12 protein-coding genes are annotated in these 17468 nt (G+C 42.8%); 6 read left to right on the forward strand and 6 right to left on the reverse strand.

The window, feature by feature from the left end; genetic code table 11:
- Positions 1-162 precede the first annotated feature (162 nt).
- Positions 163-1167: a glutaminase gene (locus RG959_RS11985; RefSeq protein ID WP_342797310.1), complete on the forward strand. Its 1005-nt coding sequence runs from the start codon at positions 163-165 to the stop codon at positions 1165-1167.
- Positions 1168-1175: 8 nt separating this feature from the next.
- Positions 1176-2600, forward strand: coding sequence for an alanine/glycine:cation symporter family protein (locus RG959_RS11990; RefSeq protein ID WP_342797311.1), 1425 nt, complete (start codon positions 1176-1178; stop codon positions 2598-2600).
- Between the two features lie 95 nt (positions 2601-2695).
- Here the strand turns inward: RG959_RS11990 and RG959_RS11995 are convergent, their stop codons facing one another.
- Together RG959_RS11995 and RG959_RS12000 are read right to left on the reverse strand one after the other, a co-directional pair.
- Complete coding sequence (locus RG959_RS11995; RefSeq protein WP_342797312.1) at positions 2696-3964, reverse strand: Glu/Leu/Phe/Val family dehydrogenase; 1269 nt, start codon at positions 3962-3964, stop codon at positions 2696-2698.
- A 186-nt stretch (positions 3965-4150) separates the two neighbouring features.
- Entirely contained in the window at positions 4151-5167 is a 1017-nt protein-coding gene (locus RG959_RS12000) for a glycine-rich domain-containing protein (RefSeq protein WP_342797313.1), read from the reverse strand.
- 304 nt (positions 5168-5471) lie between these two features.
- Between RG959_RS12000 and RG959_RS12005 the strand changes: the two genes are divergently transcribed.
- Positions 5472-7211, forward strand: a complete 1740-nt coding sequence (locus tag RG959_RS12005; protein ID WP_342797314.1) for a glycoside hydrolase family 13 protein — start codon at positions 5472-5474, stop codon at positions 7209-7211.
- Between the two features lie 96 nt (positions 7212-7307).
- Here RG959_RS12005 and RG959_RS12010 read toward each other — a convergent pair whose 3' ends face one another.
- The 3 genes from RG959_RS12010 to RG959_RS12020 all read right to left on the reverse strand — a co-directional run bounded on the left by RG959_RS12010 (position 7308) and on the right by RG959_RS12020 (position 11712).
- Complete coding sequence (locus tag RG959_RS12010; protein ID WP_342797315.1) at positions 7308-8123, reverse strand: STAS domain-containing protein; 816 nt, start codon at positions 8121-8123, stop codon at positions 7308-7310.
- A gap of 366 nt (positions 8124-8489) precedes the next feature.
- Complete coding sequence (locus RG959_RS12015) at positions 8490-10454, reverse strand: hypothetical protein (protein WP_342797316.1); 1965 nt, start codon at positions 10452-10454, stop codon at positions 8490-8492.
- A 40-nt stretch (positions 10455-10494) separates the two neighbouring features.
- Positions 10495-11712, reverse strand: coding sequence for an ATP-grasp domain-containing protein (locus tag RG959_RS12020; protein ID WP_342797317.1), 1218 nt, complete (start codon positions 11710-11712; stop codon positions 10495-10497).
- A gap of 277 nt (positions 11713-11989) precedes the next feature.
- Here RG959_RS12020 and RG959_RS12025 point away from each other — a divergent pair, with 277 nt between their 5' ends.
- From RG959_RS12025 to RG959_RS12035, 3 genes are all read left to right on the forward strand, one after another.
- A complete protein-coding gene (locus RG959_RS12025) occupies positions 11990-12556 on the forward strand; it encodes a GNAT family N-acetyltransferase (protein WP_342797318.1) in 567 nt (188 codons plus the stop codon).
- 81 nt (positions 12557-12637) lie between these two features.
- Positions 12638-13984: an alanine/glycine:cation symporter family protein gene (locus RG959_RS12030; protein ID WP_342797319.1), complete on the forward strand. Its 1347-nt coding sequence runs from the start codon at positions 12638-12640 to the stop codon at positions 13982-13984.
- 49 nt (positions 13985-14033) lie between these two features.
- Positions 14034-14852: an SIR2 family protein gene (locus tag RG959_RS12035; RefSeq protein WP_342797320.1), complete on the forward strand. Its 819-nt coding sequence runs from the start codon at positions 14034-14036 to the stop codon at positions 14850-14852.
- A gap of 73 nt (positions 14853-14925) precedes the next feature.
- On the opposite strand, the gene thrS is transcribed toward RG959_RS12035, so the two are convergent.
- Positions 14926-16860, reverse strand: coding sequence for a threonine--tRNA ligase (thrS, locus tag RG959_RS12040; RefSeq protein WP_342797321.1), 1935 nt, complete (start codon positions 16858-16860; stop codon positions 14926-14928).
- Positions 16861-17468 lie beyond the last annotated feature (608 nt).

Raw genomic sequence — 17468 nt, forward strand, 5'->3', positions numbered from 1 at the left:
CTTTGAAGAGAATCCTCACCACCTGCTTTCTTCCATTCACTGAAATTCAGTATACAGTCCCTCTTTCTTTTAAACAATGAAAATTTTAAAAGCTGCTTTGTCACTTTTTATATGTTTTTATAGGCCGCTTTTTAATATTCAGTTAATCAGTTGCAACGAATTATGAAAGCGCTTATAAAAGGGGATGATAAGGTGGATGCAAGAACGGCCAGCAAGGAATTGCTTTATTCCGAACAATATATTCTTGATAAATGGGTGGAGGAAAGTCGAGCTTATGCGGCCACTGGGCAAACAGCTGCATACATTCCTGCACTTCAAAATGTAGAAGCACTGCAGCTTGGTATTTGCATAATTGAGCCAAATGGCCGCATGTTGAAATCAGGTGAAGCAGACTGTTTTTTTACCCTGCAGAGCATTTCAAAAGTAATATCCTTTATCGTCGCATGTATGCACCACAGTATTTCGTATGTACTAGAGCGAGTAGATGTGGAGCCTACTGGTGATTCGTTTAACTCTATAGTCCGTCTCGAAGTAAATCACTTTGGAAAACCATTCAATCCAATGATTAATGCAGGTGCGATTACTATCGCCTCCCTCTTGCCTGGCAGTAGCGCAGAGGAAAAAATACAAAGCGTTACTGCCCTGCTTAAACAAATAACGGGCCGTCCTTTTCAGATAGACGAAACTGTTTTTCAGTCTGAATGGAAATCGGCACACCGCAATCGTGCTCTTGCTTATTACTTAAAGGACAATGGCCATCTAGAGTCGGATGTAGAAGAAACCTTAACCGTGTATTTGAAACAGTGCGCTATTCAAGCAACGAGCGAAGATATCGCGCTTGCAGCTTTGATTTTATCGCAGGATGGTTATCATCCTTTTTTAAAAAAACAGGTTATCCCTATTGAAGTAGCAAAACTGGCAAAAGTTTTGATGGTTACCTGTGGAATGTACAATGCTTCTGGAAAATTTGCGGCCCATGTTGGCATACCGGCAAAAAGCGGAGTGTCCGGTGGGATTATGGCTCTAGTGCTCCCAAATAAAGGACCTTTTTTAGAAGGATGCGGAATAGGCATCTACGGTCCAGCTATTGATCAATACGGGAATAGTTTAGCCGGAGTGAAGCTTCTGAAAAAAATAGCATCAGAATGGAATTTAAGTATCTTTTAAAGAGGAGGATGAAACATATGCTGGAAGCAGTTGTGCAAGAATTAAACGAACTTTTTTGGTCCAAGGTGCTCATTATTTTCCTGGTTGGAACAGGCTTTTACTTCACACTCCGGTCGCGTTTCTTACAGTTTCGACTGTTAAAAGAAATGATGATGGTCTTAAAAGAAGGAAAAACAAGTGCAGCGGGCGGCCTATCTCCATTCCAGGCTTTTTGCATCGGTATGGCAGCACGGGTAGGCACCGGCAATATTACCGGTATTGCTATCGCTATTGCGCTTGGCGGTCCCGGAGCTGTTTTCTGGATGTGGATCATTGCCCTGATTGGTTCTGCCTCTGCTTTTGTGGAAAGTACGCTGGCACAGATTTATAAAGTGAAAGACCATGGCGGCTTTCGTGGCGGCCCGGCTTATTATATGGAAAAAGGCTTGAAAAAGCGCTGGATGGGTGCCTTGTTTGCCATCCTCATTACACTGTCATTTGGCCTTGTTTTTAATGCAGTACAGTCTAATACGATCACGGTCGCATTCCAAAGCTCCTTTGGAACCGACCGCTTGACGCTTGGCATCATCATGACCGTTCTGTTTGCGTTTATTATTTTTGGCGGTATTAAGCGGATTGCCAAGGCCTCTGAATACATTGTCGTTGTACTTGCTGTTTTCTATATTGGTGTCGCGCTGTTTATTGTCATCATGAATATTGAACAAGTACCCGGTGTTCTTGCGCTGATCGTAAAAAGTGCCTTTGGCCTCGAACAGGCTGCAGGCGGTACGTTTGGGGCAATGATTATGAATGGAATTAAGCGTGGCTTGTTCTCAAATGAAGCGGGTATGGGGAGTGCGCCGAATGCGGCAGCAACAGCTGTTACAAGCCATCCTGTTAAACAAGGGCTTATTCAGGCGCTAGGTGTTCTAATCGATACAGGTGTGATTTGTACAAGCTCTGCGTTTATCGTTTTGCTTTCTCCTGTATATAAACAAACCGAGTTAAGCGGAATCGAACTCACACAAGCATCATTGGCTACCCATATGGGTTCATGGGCACCAGGCTTTTTGGCTTTCATGATTCTTCTGTTTGCTTTCAGCACCCTAATCGGAAACTATTATTATGGCGAAACCAACATTGAGTTTTTGAACACAAATAAAATGTGGCTGATAGTATACCGCGTAGGTGTGCTAGCCATGATCTTATTTGGTGCTGTGGCCAAGGTGCAGCTTGTATGGGATCTTGCAGACTTATTTATGGGATTCATGGTTGTTGTGAACTTGATTGCTATCCTTCTTTTATCAAAGGTAGCATTTATGGCGTTAAATGACTACGTTCAGCAAAAAAAAGCGGGGCATAATCCCCAGTTTTACAGTAATAGTATTGAAAATATAGAAGGAGCAGAATGCTGGCCGGAGGCGGAAATGCACAAGAAAGAAAACATCTTATAACTCCCTTTCTTGCTTTCCTAATGGTTAACACCAAAACAAAGATAAAAAACAACGGTTCTTTCAAAGAACCGTTGTTTTTTTGAAGATTTCTAAGTTTAAACCCATCCACGAAACATGGATGCCTCAGCTGCCCGTCCAATGCCGACAATATAGGCAGCCAGGCGCATATCGATACCTCGCGTCTCTGACGTATGAGCAATTTGCTCAAACGACTCCTTAATTTTATAGCGTAGTTTTTGAGCTACCTCTTCTTCCGTCCAATAGTATCCCTGATTATTTTGTACCCACTCAAAATAAGAAACAGTTACTCCTCCTGAGCTTGCCAGCACGTCAGGAACGATTAATTTATTGCGTTTCGTTAATATTTCTGTTGCCTTTTGGGTTGTAGGGCCATTGGCTGCTTCTACAATAATATCAGCTTGTATATGTTCTGCATTTTGTTCGGTAATTTGATTAGAAATGGCTGCTGGAACTAAAACATCACATTCTTTTTCAAGCAGCTCTTCATTGGTTAACACATTTTCAAATAAGTTTGTTATCATGCCAAAACTGTCCCGGCGTTCCAATAGATAAGGTATATCAAGCCCCTTTGGATCGTAAAGAGCGCCGCCGACATCGGAAACTCCGATAATCTTTGCTCCAGCATCATATAGGAATTTGGATAAAAAACTCCCTGCATTTCCGAATCCTTGAATGATAATACGTGCTTCTTTTAAATCAAGTCCTCTTCTTTTTGCTGCTTCCTCAATGCAAATCGTCACGCCTGCTGCAGTTGCTGTTTCACGTCCCTTTGACCCGCCCAGAACAATTGGTTTTCCCGTAATAAATCCTGGAGAATCAAATTCTTGGATGCTACTGTATTCGTCCATCATCCAGGCCATTACCTGGGGATTGGTAAACATATCCGGAGCTGGAATATCTTTTGTCGGGCCCACAATCTGGCTGATTGCACGAACATAACCACGGCTCAGACGCTCTAGTTCAAGCATGGACATTTTTCTTGGATCACAAATAATTCCACCTTTTCCGCCTCCATATGGAAGATTAAAAATGCCACATTTAATGGTCATCCACATTGATAACGTCTTCACTTCTTCCTCGGTTACATCCGGGTGGAAGCGGACCCCTCCTTTTGTCGGTCCGACTGCATCGTTATGCTGGGCCCGGTAGCCGGTAAAAATTTGGGTGGAACCATCATCCATTTTGACTGGTATACGCACTGTCAGCATTTTTAAAGGTTCTTTTAAAAGCTCGTACATACTGCTGTCGTATCCAAGTGACTGAATCGCTTCTTGAATAATCGCCTGGGTAGAACTGAATAATCCTTCTTTTGCTTTTTGCTTTACCACTTGAACTTTTACCATATAATTCACATCTCCTTTTAAAGCGCTTTCATGTGTTTCTAAACAATTAAATCATAGAAAATAAACTACAAAAGCAGACAGATAGTAACATAAAAAATTTTGTTTCTAGGTAATATATTTTCTAGCTGCAGCAACCCACGTAAAAAAGCAGAAATTCAAAGAATTTCTGCTTTTTATTAGAAATATTTAAGAGCTCCCACAGCTGCTTGAAGAACAGCTGGATCCACTACCGCTATCAGAAGAACAAGAAGAATCATTCCCTGAGTCGTGATGATCATAACGGTCGTCACGGTCATCGTTGTCGTAATAACCGCCTGAACTCATATAGTTATTGTCTTCCGGTATAGGCTCATGCAGGGCCAGAATCGAATAAGACAGCAGCAAGACAGGTGTTTGATCCTCCGGCCGGGCCGCCACAATCGTTTTAGACCGTGTTTTTTGCCGGCGGTCCACGTGTTCTTCTGCTTCTTCAAGAAGCTCTGCAAGCTTCTTCGTTAAAGCATGGATAAGAGGCTCATATTCTTCTGGCGCTGCTTCAAACAGCTCTTTTTGAAGATATGTTTCCCGTTTCTTTCCTTTTGCTTTCTGCCATTTTTCTACAAAGGATTTGCGAAGCAGCGTTTTTCCAAATGGGCCTTGAATGGTTTCAGTGTAATCATGCTCGGTGAATAAAACCGAATATACCAATTCAAAAACAGCCCGCTCGTGCTGTGATGCTCCTTTTGTTACTTTATCTTTGTGAGTTGGAGTATGATGAATCATCGTACCATGAAATTCCTCGCAAAAAGCCGCGTAATCCTTGGTAAACAAAATCATATCATGCCAAATGGCATCGACCTTTGCGCTGTACATCGGTATATTTTTCATGATGGCAGAAAGAATGAAAAACCGCTTTAATTCAAGCTGGTACCATGAAAACGAATGCTCGGACACCATTCCTTTTTCAATCAACCGTGCTTTTACGGACGCTTCGAGACTCCGGTTCCAGGCATGCTCTAGTTTTTCAGCTAACGGCTTTCCTTCCGGTATTTTTAAGCCAAGTGTCTGTTCCAGCTCAAAAGAAAGCGGCTTGTCTATTGCCGGTCCCTTATAACTTCTTGCTTTCTGGCCGGGGCGCCTGCCAGGCGTGTTTTTTTCGCTGGCCTTTTTAATAATAATGCTGGCTATAATGGCTGCAATCACGAGGAAAAATACAACCTCCATTTCAGTCCCTCCTTTTAACTCTCCCTGCTGTTTTTTCTCTGTTTGATCTGCTCTCTTATCTCGCTGAATAAAGGAAAAAAATGAAATAAATAGGATTTTTTTCTGCAGGGCTTCTCTTCTATTGTATCATGCTCTTCTAGTTGTTCATGTCTCCTTGGCTAAAAAGTTTGAAACATTGACGATATGCCGGTATTTTTTTGCAGAAAAAGGATTAAAAGAAATAAGGGAAGGGAAAAGGCTAGATAAAATTCAGTGAAACAGCTCACACTACCTGAATACATAACTGTCTATGGAGGGATTTTTCATGTTAAAGGAAGCCATTTATCACCGGCCTAAAAACAATTTTGCTTATTCCTATGATTCAGATACTGTTCATATCCGCCTGCGCTCTAAGAAAGGTGACCTTACGCATGTATCGTTGCTTCACGGAGATTCCTATATTCTTAAAGACGGTATATGGGTATATGACGAGGAAGACATGATTTTAGCTGGATCAGATATGCTGTTTGATTACTGGATGGCGGAGATTAAGCCTGCTCACCGCCGCCTCCTTTACGGATTTAAATGTGTCAGCGGGGACGAGACTGTTTATTACACAGAGCGCGGCTTTTTCGATCAAGCACCGGAAAAAACAGCGAATTATTTTAACTTTCCATATATTAACCCAGCCGATATTTTCACCGCTCCCCGCTGGGTAAAAGATACGGTCTGGTATCAGATTTTCCCGGAACGATTCGGCAATGGCGATCCACGTCTGGATCCTCCCAATACACAGCCATGGGGAGGCAAGCCGGAGTTTGATAACTACTTTGGCGGCGACTTTCAGGGAGTCATTGACCACTTGGATTACCTGCAGGATCTCGGCATTACTGGTATTTACTTCACCCCTATTTTTAAAGCAAACACAAACCATAAATATGATACCATCGACTACCTTCAAATCGATCCACAATTTGGCGATGAGGCACTGCTGAGAAAGCTCATTGATGAATGTCATCAAAGAGGCATTAAAGTGATGCTTGATGCAGTGTTCAATCATAGCGGCTACTTTTTTGGCCCGTTCCAGGATGTGCTTGAAAAAGGTGAAGCATCGAAATATAAAGACTGGTTCCACATTCGAAAATTCCCACTGCAGGAAGGTGACCAGTTAAATTACGAAACATTCAGCTTTGAAAAAAACATGCCAAAGCTTAACACCGAAAATCCGGAAGTAAAAGACTATTTGTTGAATGTTGCCTCACATTGGGTGAAGAATTTTGATATAGACGGCTGGAGGCTGGATGTGGCCGATGAAGTCGATCATGCCTTTTGGAGGGAGTTCCGCCGCACGGTAAAAGCGATAAAGCCGGATGTGTATATTCTAGGTGAAATCTGGCATGATGCCCTGCCATGGCTTCAGGGAGACCAGTTTGATGCAGCTATGAACTATCGCTTTGTCCATGCAATTGTAGACTTTTTCGCCCAAAGAAAAATCACAGCCGAACAGTTTAAACAGGAAATTACCCATGTCTATCATTCTTATCCGATTCCCATCAATGAAGTTGCCTTTAACCTGCTTGGAAGCCATGATACGCCAAGACTTTTAACGGTTGCGTATGACAATAAAGAAAGCGTCAAGCTGTCTTACTTGTTTGCTCTGTCTTCCCCAGGGTCTCCATGTATTTACTACGGCGATGAAATTGGCTTAACAGGCGGACCAGATCCGGACTGCCGCAAATGTATGGTTTGGGATGAAGATAAGCAGGACCGCGATTTACAAGCCTTTATTCAAAAAGCGATTACGCTGCGTAAACAAATACCTGCTTTTGGCAACAGCGGCAGCTTTGCGTTTGCAGATATTCATCCGGAGCTGATCAGCTACACGCGCGAAAATGAACAAGAAAAACTTCTATTTTTGATTAATTCAAGTGATACACCGATACAAGCTGATGTGCCAGATGTCTTTATGAATACTCAAAATGTGTGGACGGAAGAAACACATGATGAAAAGACCGTCACCATTCAGCCTCAAAACTTTGTAATTTTGCATAAAACAATGCAGTAAGCAGTCTTTTCCTTTAAAAAAGGCATACAAAAAAACCGGTACACCTCCTTTTCCATCACAAGGGGACGTACCGGTTTTATTCTTTGTTATATATGATTAATCCAGGCTCTCTAATGCCCTTTTTACGGTAGAAAACGTATCTGTACCTGAAAGCTCAAGCCCGCTTTTTACTACAATTTGAGCTAAGTCAGGACGCAGACCGGATGTGATGAGGTGAATACCCACTAACTTGAGCATCATGCCCAGTTGCTGAAGGTAGGCCGCCATCTTTACATCAATTTGGGAAAGGCCTGAAAAATCGACAATGAGATGATCGATCTCCATATCTGACAGTTTAGGAAAAACGTGCTCTAGTATATAGTTGGCCCGGTAGGTATCCATTTCCCCGATAAGAGGAAGAATCACAATTCCTTCCCTTACAGGTATAATTGGTGCGGATAAGGCGGCCATTTCTTTTTTCGCCTGCTCTTTCTTTTCTTCATACAGCTGTTCAAATGCAAAAATGGTCTCATTTAAGCTGCTGTCCAGCATTTGATTGATACGCTTAATAATCAAAACGATTTGTTCCAGTGACAACTGAAGCTTTTGTCCGATTTCCATAAACATATCGGTTAAAACTTCCCGTGTTGGAGGATACCGGACAGCCAAAAGAGAAACCCTGCCGCCTGAAGAAGTCTGCATATCTGCATTTTTTCGGCTCCACTCTATAAAGAAATCAGGAACGCATTTTTCTTCTTTTACAAAGGAATCCCCAAAAAACTGTAAGAACTCAAGGTACATTGTATATGCCTGCTCTTTTTCCCAGTCTGGAATCGTCAGTTCCAGCTTTGTAAGCACTTTTTCCACAACCTCAGTTGCTAATGCTTCTACGTTGTCAGTAATATAAGCCGAAAATTTAAAAAATGAACTCACGATGGCTTCCCCTTTTTCTCTATTACGTACTTTAACACATGTATTTAATGGTTGTTCCATAAAAATCCCGCAGTAAAAATCTATTTTCTGTTTTCATTCCACACGAAGAAAAACAAAGAGCAAACATCATCCTAGTATTAAGTATCGGGTCATTTTCTTCATATTAAAGATGACTTTCTTCACAAATTAGCATTATTTATGATCAGCAATGTGCATTTATTATATAAAAAAAAGCCCGTTCTTACTAGGTTAATAAGAACCAGCGTTTTTTATGTTACCAAAAGAGCATGAAAAAACAGGTGCCTAACTAAAAAGCACCTGTTTTAACGCCCTATTATGATCATTTTACATGTATGGGAAAGTTTTTTAATCAAGCCATGTATACTGTCTGCCCCAGCTTTCTTTTGCAAGAGATGTAATTTCTTCAACGATCTCATCTTCTACCGCGTACGAATCCCCTTGTTCGTAAGGATTATAATGAAAAGCATACATACGTGCCGTAAATTGTGAAAACGGAAGAGACGCTTCTCCCTCCTGTTCTCCATGCCCTTTTACAGAAGGTTCAATGCCCTGTCCCCAGTTTTGGCCGCTGTCGTTATTAGGATTGTAAAAATAAATGCGGTACTCTCCTGCTTCGTCTGCAGCGATCCGCTGAATAGAAACCGCGTGAAGACCTAACAGATCACCGTGCACATTGGTAATATAAATACCTACTGGATTCGGATAAATCAATTCATACCCTTCGTTATAGTCAGGGTGATGGGTAGAATAAAATAATCGGACAAAACCGGCGTAATCTGTTACCGCTCCGGTCGCAGGATTAATGATATTCGCAAATCCGCGCGGCACCCACTCTCCATAAAACTCGGGATTCACCCATTTATGGCCGTCTTCTCCGCGCAAAGCAGTCCGTTTCATCATTTCATTGTAAATCTTATCTAAATGGGGAACGAGAACCTTAGAAACGGGATCCAGTTCCTGATGAATCTCTGAAGCGACGCCTCCTTCAAGCGAAGAAGAGTGAAGAGGTTCTCCTTCAAAAATAATGTCCACATCATTGTCCCGTGCTCCCCGGGCAATAAACTCAAGAAGCTGGCCAGGGCCGTGCTGTGCCCAGAGGCTGAGAGCCCGTGCAGACTGGCATGTCGGATTTAAACCCTGCCCAATTCCTAAAGGCTGGCCAAGCACACTAAGCGTTCCGGCTAAAAGAACAGCGTTCGCTGTTAAGCCTTCCCGTTTATTTTCAGGCGTAAGCAGGGTTTGTTTCACTTCCGGATGAATATCAAGTTCAATCAGCCGGCGAATACTCGGAAGAAGCGGTTCCTGTGAAAGCAGTCCCCGGTCCAATACCTTCCCAAGCCCGTAAATAGATTGAGCTGTATGGGGGTGGATAGAGACCTGAATGATGTCATGGACAAGATTGGATTGAGCATTTAAAATCGCTTCACCGGTTTCAGATAAAGAGAGGGCGGCTGGCAGAAGCTCTGGTTTTACCCGATTTAAATGTCTTAAAAAAACAGCGTGATAAGGAGAAACAAGCCCTGTATCCCTTACAGATCCGGCAAATGCTTCTGCTTCTTGCTTCAATTCCTCTTCTGACGCATTTTTTAAGCTTAAGCGGTATTCCCTAAAGCTGGACCAATCTTTGCTTAACGGGCTTGGTGCCGTAATAGCAGCCGAGTATGCCTGTAAAGACTGCTTCACTTCCTCACTAATATCACTTTCCATCATTTGTTTGGCCATCGTAATCATTTTTACAATTCGGTTGACCATGATCGGCCTTTGGACAGTCAGCCGGTCAATTTCCGCTACAATCTGATTGGCAATAGCCTGAAAAGAAAGTTCATCTCCTAAGAATCGGAACAAACGCTCTGCCCGTTCGATATGTTCACCTGAACCAATTCTGGATTCTTCTGTTTCCGGCGGAAAAAGAATATCTAAATTTAATGCTAGTACTTCGTTTAAAAATTCTTTCGCTTCCTGGGCAGACACTTCTTTATGCTCGTACAATCCTTTGGCAATCGCGAGCATGCGTAATTCACTAAGCAGCTCAACAATCGAATTGACGCCTTTTAGCTTTAAAGAGCCGCCGACAAAAGGTGGCTGGAGCTTTGATGCTTGCTCCCACGGGCCACCCTGGAAAACCCCAGCTTTATCAAATCGAGGGGCGTAGCTGAATAATTGTTTAAGGCCATCATCGGTCCGTGCCAGCTCGATGGCTTGTTGAAATACTTCTGTTTGATACAAACTTTTGGCATAAGGTTTTGCCTGCTCCAGCGTATCAAGAGCTTGTTCAAATTTTGTCGGTGCCAGTTTGCTTTCAGCGTCCATTCTATATTCCTCCCTAACCGGTCTCCAAAATAAAAGTTTTTCAAAGATAGAAATCAAAGGTTTCATACTTTTTCATCAAACCGCGCATTTCTTCACTGTCTTCCCCAAAGAAGAAAATAGTCCCGTAGTGATTGCCAAATCCAACCCGCTCCGCTACTTTGCTTGTAGCCGGGATGAACATATCATGCTTTTCAAAATAAGGGTGCGATTTTAATTCTTCCGGCACTTCCAGGCGGTCGATAATTTTAACGCGTGGATAAACCATCAAGCTTCCAGCATACCCTTTCGCGGAAGTTACCTCTTTAGGAAAAAACGCTTCCAGCTCTTCTGCGGTTGTATCTGGGTCGCTGCAAAGAACCTGGGCCTGATATGCACTGAAACCGTATGCCCGCTCAATTAAATCAAAAATATGTCCCCCAGGGATCCGCGCTGCGACTTCTCCAAAATGAAGCGTGCCGTCAGGTGAAATGAAAAATTCCGGGTGGATCACTCCATATTTGATTTCAAAGGAAGTGACCAGCTTTTCAATTTCTTCTCGGATTCTAGGGCGCCATTCTTCAAGAGAAGGAGACGCAGGAACAAAATTGGAATGCCCTAATTGGACATATTCGGTAATATTCAAGAAATAAACTTTCCCATTGTGAACAAACGCTTCACAGGAAAATTCCTGACCGTCTAAGTGGCTCTCCATTAAACAAGGAAAATCCTCCTGAGGGATCAGATCGATATCGGAAGCATCCCGTATAACCCGGTGGCCAACCGTGCCGGCTTTATTTAAAGGCTTTACATGAATAGGATCATTGATATCCCCGTCTATTTTAATTAAAGCCTCATTTACTCGTTTTAAAAAGCGGTATACATCTTCTTTTTGGTATGCTTCTTCAAATACCCCGACTTTGATGCCGGACATTTGCGCTTTTCGCTTCATAAGCCCTTTATCTCGAAGAAGAAGAGATCGATTGAAAATACGGGGATCATCCTGGAACCTCGCGTTTAAAGCACCTGCCCATTCAACCGTTTCTTCATAGATTGGAACCGCAAGCTTTACGCCTAAAGAATGCAGCTCTTTATATAGCTCCTCTGATTTTTCATTTAACCGCTCGAACTGCCAGCCGACAAACTGAATATCATTTTCTTTGGCAAACGGTTCAAATTCAGGCGGTCCTACTACAAGAAAAGGCCGGTCAAGCTTGTCTACCGCTTCAATGACAGGCAGACTCCACCCAAGAAGGGCTGTAACTTTTTTTTCATTTTCCATTTCTTCTTCCCATCCTTTGACTAAAAAATAACAAACAGGGGTACAATTCCCTATCTTACTATAAATCAAACTTTTTTGTCTGATTTTTGTTTATTTTCTAATTTTTTGAGATACTAATTAATAGTTTATATATGTAAGAGATAAATATTACAAAAGAGTAGTATAATTACCCATTTTTAAATAAATTAAACTTTTTTTAAATTTTTTTGTTTATTTTCTACTTTTTTAAGGTAGTGATTAATAGTTTATATATGTATATGACAAAGGAGGAATGAAAATGAACACTTGGTATATGGCACTATCAGAATATTTTCCGGCAAATGAAATGAAATCAGAAGAGCATTTTGAGCTGCTTTTAAAAGACAAAGGCTGTTTCTACAAGATTGAAGAAGGTGCTGACTATGTACTCGCTTATTTTGAACAGGAGGATTTTTTGTTTGTAGACTACGTACTGGTACATAGCCATAGCCGGAGCGCAGGTTTAGGAAGCCGAATCATGGACCAGTTAAAAAAGAAGAAAAAGCCTATTCTTCTTGAAGTAGAGCCGGAGTCGATTCACGAACCGGATACCATTAAACGAGTTCACTTTTACAAAAAAATCGGCTTTCAATGTATTGATCACATTCAATACGTGCGCAGGCACCCGGTCACTAAAGAACTGAATGAAATGAAGCTTTATTGCTGGTCTTTCGCACCAAAATCAGATAGATGGATAATCGAGAAGATGGCTGCTGTTTATCAGGAAGTTCATGCTTACCAATCAAAAGCTTTGTATGGGACACAAGCGGAGGAAATCAATGACATTCTTATTCTAAGGGAACATACATACAACCAGGCTAAATAAAAAGGATTTTAATTATTTTTGCATCATTGTATGCGCTTAACATGTTTAGGCGCAAATGGACAGATTTGAGGAGGAAATAATTTGGAGAGTTTTGAGCAAATCGTCGCTTCGCTGTCAGGATGGATCTGGGGAGTGCCAATGATCATTTTGTTATTAGGATGCGGCCTGATTTTAAATATCCGGATTGGTTTTTTTCAGTTCCGGTACTTCCCTCACATTATGAAGCAGACATTTGGCAAAATGTTCTCGAAAGGAGATGCACCTGGCTCTGTTACGCCTTTTCAGGCTTCTACATCTGCCCTGGCTTCCACAGTCGGAGCGGCCAATATTGTCGGAGTGCCTCTTGCGATTGGGCTGGGCGGGCCTGGAGCCGTTTTTTGGATGTGGCTCGTTGCGCTCATCGGCATGGGAACCAAATATTCAGAAGTAGTGCTCGGATTAAAGTACCGCACAAAAAATGAAGCCGGCGAGTGGACCGGCGGGCCAATGCATTATATTGAAAAGGGACTTGGCTGGAAACCGGTCGCCACCTTTTTTGCGTTTTTTCTTATGCTTGAAGTGATTGCGAGTACCATGGTCCAGTCTAATTCCCTGTCTACCACCGTCGAATCTTCCTTCGGTATTCCGCCGCTGGCAACAGGTATTGCAGTTTTGCTTGTTGTTGGCATCGTGACTTATGGAGGCATTAAACGAATTGGTTCAGTTACCGAAAAGTTTGTGCCGGTCATGGTCGTTCTGTATTTAATTTGCTCAGGGCTTGTGCTGGCTGGAAATCTGTCTGAAATCCCAACAGCCTTTGGCTTAATTTTCTATCACGCTTTTACGCCTATTTCGGCTGCCGGAGGCTTTGCAGGTGCGAGTGTGGCTGCTGCTATCCGCTGGGGGCTTGCCCGCGGTATTTACTCAAATGAAGCAGGAATGGGAACAGCGCCTATCGCCCATTCAACGGCTATGAACGATCATCCAGCCAAACAAGGCTTATGGGGCGTGTTCGAAGTGCTGGTGGATACCATTATTGTCTGCACAACAACCGCGCTCGTTGTCTTAACATCAGGTGCCTGGAAAGAAGTCTCAGCGAACGATGCTTCGACGATGGTGATCGAAGCATTTGCCACCGTTGTCGGTCATGGAACAGCTGGTACCATTCTTTCGATTTCTTTGTTCTTTTTCGTATTATCTACCGTACTAGTGGTGGTTTTTTACGGAGAAAAACAGGCGGAATATTTATTTGGGATTCAATTTTCCAAGGTGATGCGCGTTGTTTACTTAGTGGCCATTTTAGCTGGAGCCGTCGGGGCCCTTGAATTTATCTGGCAGTTCCTTGATTTAATGCTGGCATTGATTATTGTGCCGAATGTCATCGCTCTTGTGTTCTTAAGTAAAGAAGTTCGTGAAATAACAAAAGATTACATTAAAAAATATATTTAGGGGAAAAGCTAAAGTAACCCTGCTTGTCAGAAGAAAGGAGCCGTCAGAATTGATTGAAGAGTTAGCCGCTGCAATCAAAAAGAAAAAAGCGATTTTGTTTGCCGGATCTGGCGTCTCTAAAAACTTGGGACTGCCGGATTATTCAGAAATGATTCACCAAATTGCTGAAAATCTCGGTTATAACCCAGACGAGTTTACAGCATGGGGTAACAATGACTTTTTAACTCTGGCTGAGTATTATTGTTTAGAAAAGGGGTCACTCGGTGAACTGCGCAGCTGGATGGACCGGAAATGGCATAATCCGAAGATTGAGCTTGAACACTCGGAGATCCATCGAATGCTGATTGAATTGAATTTCCCCTTAATTTATACAACCAATTTCGACCGCTGGCTTGAAGAAGCGCATGACTTTTATGAAAAGCCGTACACGAAAATCACCAATGTTGCGGATATTACTCAAATTGAGGAAGGAAAAACGCAGATTGTCAAATTTCATGGTGACTTTGACGATGACTCCTCTATTGTGTTAACGGAATCCAGTTTTTTCAAGAGGCTGGATTTCGAAACATCTCTGGATATTAAGCTCCGTTCAGACTCATTAGAGAAATCTTTGCTTTTTATTGGTTACAGCCTTTCGGATATTAATATCCGCTATATGCTTTATAAACTGCATAATCAGTGGAAAATTTCTAAATACGAGCATTTAAGGCCAAAATCGTACATCTTGCTGAATGAACGGAATCCTATTAAAGAAACAATCCTAAAAGAAAGAGGGATTACCCCGATCATTTATGAAAATGAAAATCCCGGAAAATCCCTGCATACTTTTTTAACGGACTTACTCAACCTTGTCCGAGAAGAAGCATAAATAAAGAAAGCGCCACTTGCTGCCCATTCAGAAGCGGCGCTTTTCTCTTGCGAACCCGTGGAAATAAAACCAGTTATACTCTATCCATACCGTTCAGACTTCGGTTTTTCACCACTTCTTTTATCTCATCTACAAATGTTTCTAACCTTCTTTGAGACGCGTCCTTTTGCCCGTAACGCCGTACATTGACCGTTTGGCTGGCATACTCTTCATCTCCTGCTACTAATGTGTACGGTATTTTCTTCATTTGCGCTTCTCTTATTTTATAGCCGAGTTTTTCTTCACGATCATCCCATTCCGCCCGTATACCGGCCTGCTGTAATTGCTGTACGATTTCTTCGGCATACGTTTGATGAACATCATTCGAGACAGCGATCACTTTTACCTGTACAGGCGCAAGCCAAACAGGAAACGCTCCAGAAAAATGTTCGATTAAAATACCAATAAACCGGTCAAGAGATCCGAAAACAGCCCGGTGAATGACAACCGGCCGGACTTTTCGGTTTTGTTCATCTACATAGGATAGATCAAATTTTTCAGGCATTTGAAAATCCAGCTGCACCGTTGCGCATTGGTGGCTTCTTTTTAAAGCGTCTTTAATATGAATATCGATTTTAGGTCCATAAAAAGCGCCATCTCCTTCATTCACCCGGTATTCCCGTCCAAGTTTATCTAAAACCCTCTTTAACGCTCCTTCCGCCTGATCCCATAATTCGCGGCTGCCCATCGAATCGGCTGGTCTTGTGGAAAGCTCTATTTTATATGGAAAGCCAAAGATATTGTATACATAATCAATTAATTTCAGGACAGAGGTGGTCTCGTCTTCGATTTGGTCCGGCCTTACAAAGATGTGGGCATCATCCTGGCAGAATGTGCGGACCCGCAGCATTCCATTGAGAGCTCCGCTGAACTCATGGCGGTGTACCTGCCCAAACTCGGCCATACGAATCGGCAGATCGCGGTACGAACGGAGTTTATCCTTGAAAATAAGCATATGCCCCGGACAGTTCATCGGCTTCAGGGCAAAACGCTGCTGGTCAACCTGTGAAAAATACATATTGTCTTTATAATGATCCCAATGTCCAGACCGTTCCCACAGCCTCTGGTTCATCATAGTCGGTGTCCGTACTTCCTGGTACTGATGCTTGAATTGAAGTTCCCGCAGAAAAGATTCGAGCTCATTCCGGATGATTTGTCCGTTCGCTAAATAAAAAGGCATACCCGGCGCTTCTTCCGAAAACATAAACAGCTCTAATTCATTGCCAAGCTTCCGGTGATTTCGGTTTTGTGCTTCCTCCAGAAAGTAAAAATAGTCATCCAGTTCTTTCTTTGAGGCAAAAGCAGCCCCATAAACGCGCTGAAGCATTTGGTTGCGGCTGTCACCGCGCCAGTATGCACCGGATACATGTGTCAGTTTAAAAGCCTTCAAAAAGCGCGTAGATGGCAAATGCGGTCCCCGGCACAAATCAACGAACTCTCCCTGACGGTAAGCCGTGATTTTTTCTTCCGGCGGTATACGTTCCAGCAGCTCCAGCTTTAGTGGATCATCCTTAAACCACGCTTCCGCTTCCTGCCGTGTCCATTCCTCGCGGCGGATCTCCAGGTTTTCAGCAATAATTCGATTCATTTCTTTCTCAATTCTTTTTAAATCACCGGGGATTAACGGCTGATCGATGTTTATGTCATAATAAAAGCCGTTTTCAATAACCGGACCCACGCCTAAGTGAACGGAGCCGTACAATCGTTTTAGGGCCTGCGCCAGTACGTGGGCGGCTGTATGGCGCATCACACCTACTCCCTCTTTTGATTGGAGGTCAAATAATATAACACTGGCGGATTCGTTAATGCTTCGTTTCATGTCCCAGAGAACACCATTTACCATTCCGACTGCTGATTTCTTTTTTAGGCCCGGACTGATTGACTGGGCAATCTCTTCTAGAGTAATCCCCTGTAAAAAGCTTTTTGTTTCCCCGTTTGGAAATGTAATCATAATGTTTTTTTGATTCATAAGAAAGCACCCCTTTAATGATTGTTTATATAAAAAAACACACCCGTCCCTAAGAAGGGACGAGTGTGTTTTTCCTCGTGGTTCCACCCAAATTTCCACTGCTGAAAAAAGCAGCGGCTTCAGTCAGTTTTATCGCACTGCTGCGGTACCGGTTCGCCAGTACAGCTCCAAGGCGGTAAGTGATTTTGCTGCGCTGGGAAGCTTTCAGCCTTGGCTTCCCTCTCTGTGGGCCGGTCAAATACATTCATGTCCTTGTCATCGCTTATTTCTTTATGCCTTAAAAAACAAAAAAACACACGCATCCCTAAGAAGGGACGAGTGTGCTTACCCGTGGTTCCACCCAAATTCCCACTGCTAAAAAGCAATGGCTTCAGTCAGTTTTATCGCACTGCTGCGGTACCAGTTCACCGGTACAGCTCCAAGGTGGTAAATGTATTTTCAGCGCTGGGAAGCTTTCAGCCTCGGCTTCCCTCTCTGTGAGCCGGTCAAATACATTCATGTCCTTGTCATCGCTTATTTCCTTATTCCTTAAAAAAACAAAAAAACACACGCATCCCTAAGAAGGGACGAGTGTGCTTACCCGTGGTTCCACCCAAATTCCCACTGCT

It is taken from the genome of Domibacillus sp. 8LH, assembly GCF_038806185.1.
Taxonomy (GTDB): domain Bacteria; phylum Bacillota; class Bacilli; order Bacillales; family Domibacillaceae; genus Domibacillus; species Domibacillus indicus_A.

Coding starts and splice junctions, on each gene's coding strand:
- RG959_RS12025 (WP_342797318.1), top strand. CDS start 11,990: ATGAACACTTGGTATATGGCACTATCAGAATATTTTCCGGCAAATGAA.
- RG959_RS12005 (WP_342797314.1), top strand. CDS start 5,472: ATGTTAAAGGAAGCCATTTATCACCGGCCTAAAAACAATTTTGCTTAT.
- RG959_RS11990 (WP_342797311.1), top strand. CDS start 1,176: ATGAAACATATGCTGGAAGCAGTTGTGCAAGAATTAAACGAACTTTTT.
- RG959_RS12020 (WP_342797317.1), bottom strand. CDS start 11,712: ATGGAAAATGAAAAAAAAGTTACAGCCCTTCTTGGGTGGAGTCTGCCT.
- thrS (WP_342797321.1), bottom strand. CDS start 16,860: ATGAATCAAAAAAACATTATGATTACATTTCCAAACGGGGAAACAAAA.
- RG959_RS12015 (WP_342797316.1), bottom strand. CDS start 10,454: ATGGACGCTGAAAGCAAACTGGCACCGACAAAATTTGAACAAGCTCTT.
- RG959_RS11985 (WP_342797310.1), top strand. CDS start 163: ATGAAAGCGCTTATAAAAGGGGATGATAAGGTGGATGCAAGAACGGCC.
- RG959_RS11995 (WP_342797312.1), bottom strand. CDS start 3,964: ATGGTAAAAGTTCAAGTGGTAAAGCAAAAAGCAAAAGAAGGATTATTC.
- RG959_RS12000 (WP_342797313.1), bottom strand. CDS start 5,167: ATGGAGGTTGTATTTTTCCTCGTGATTGCAGCCATTATAGCCAGCATT.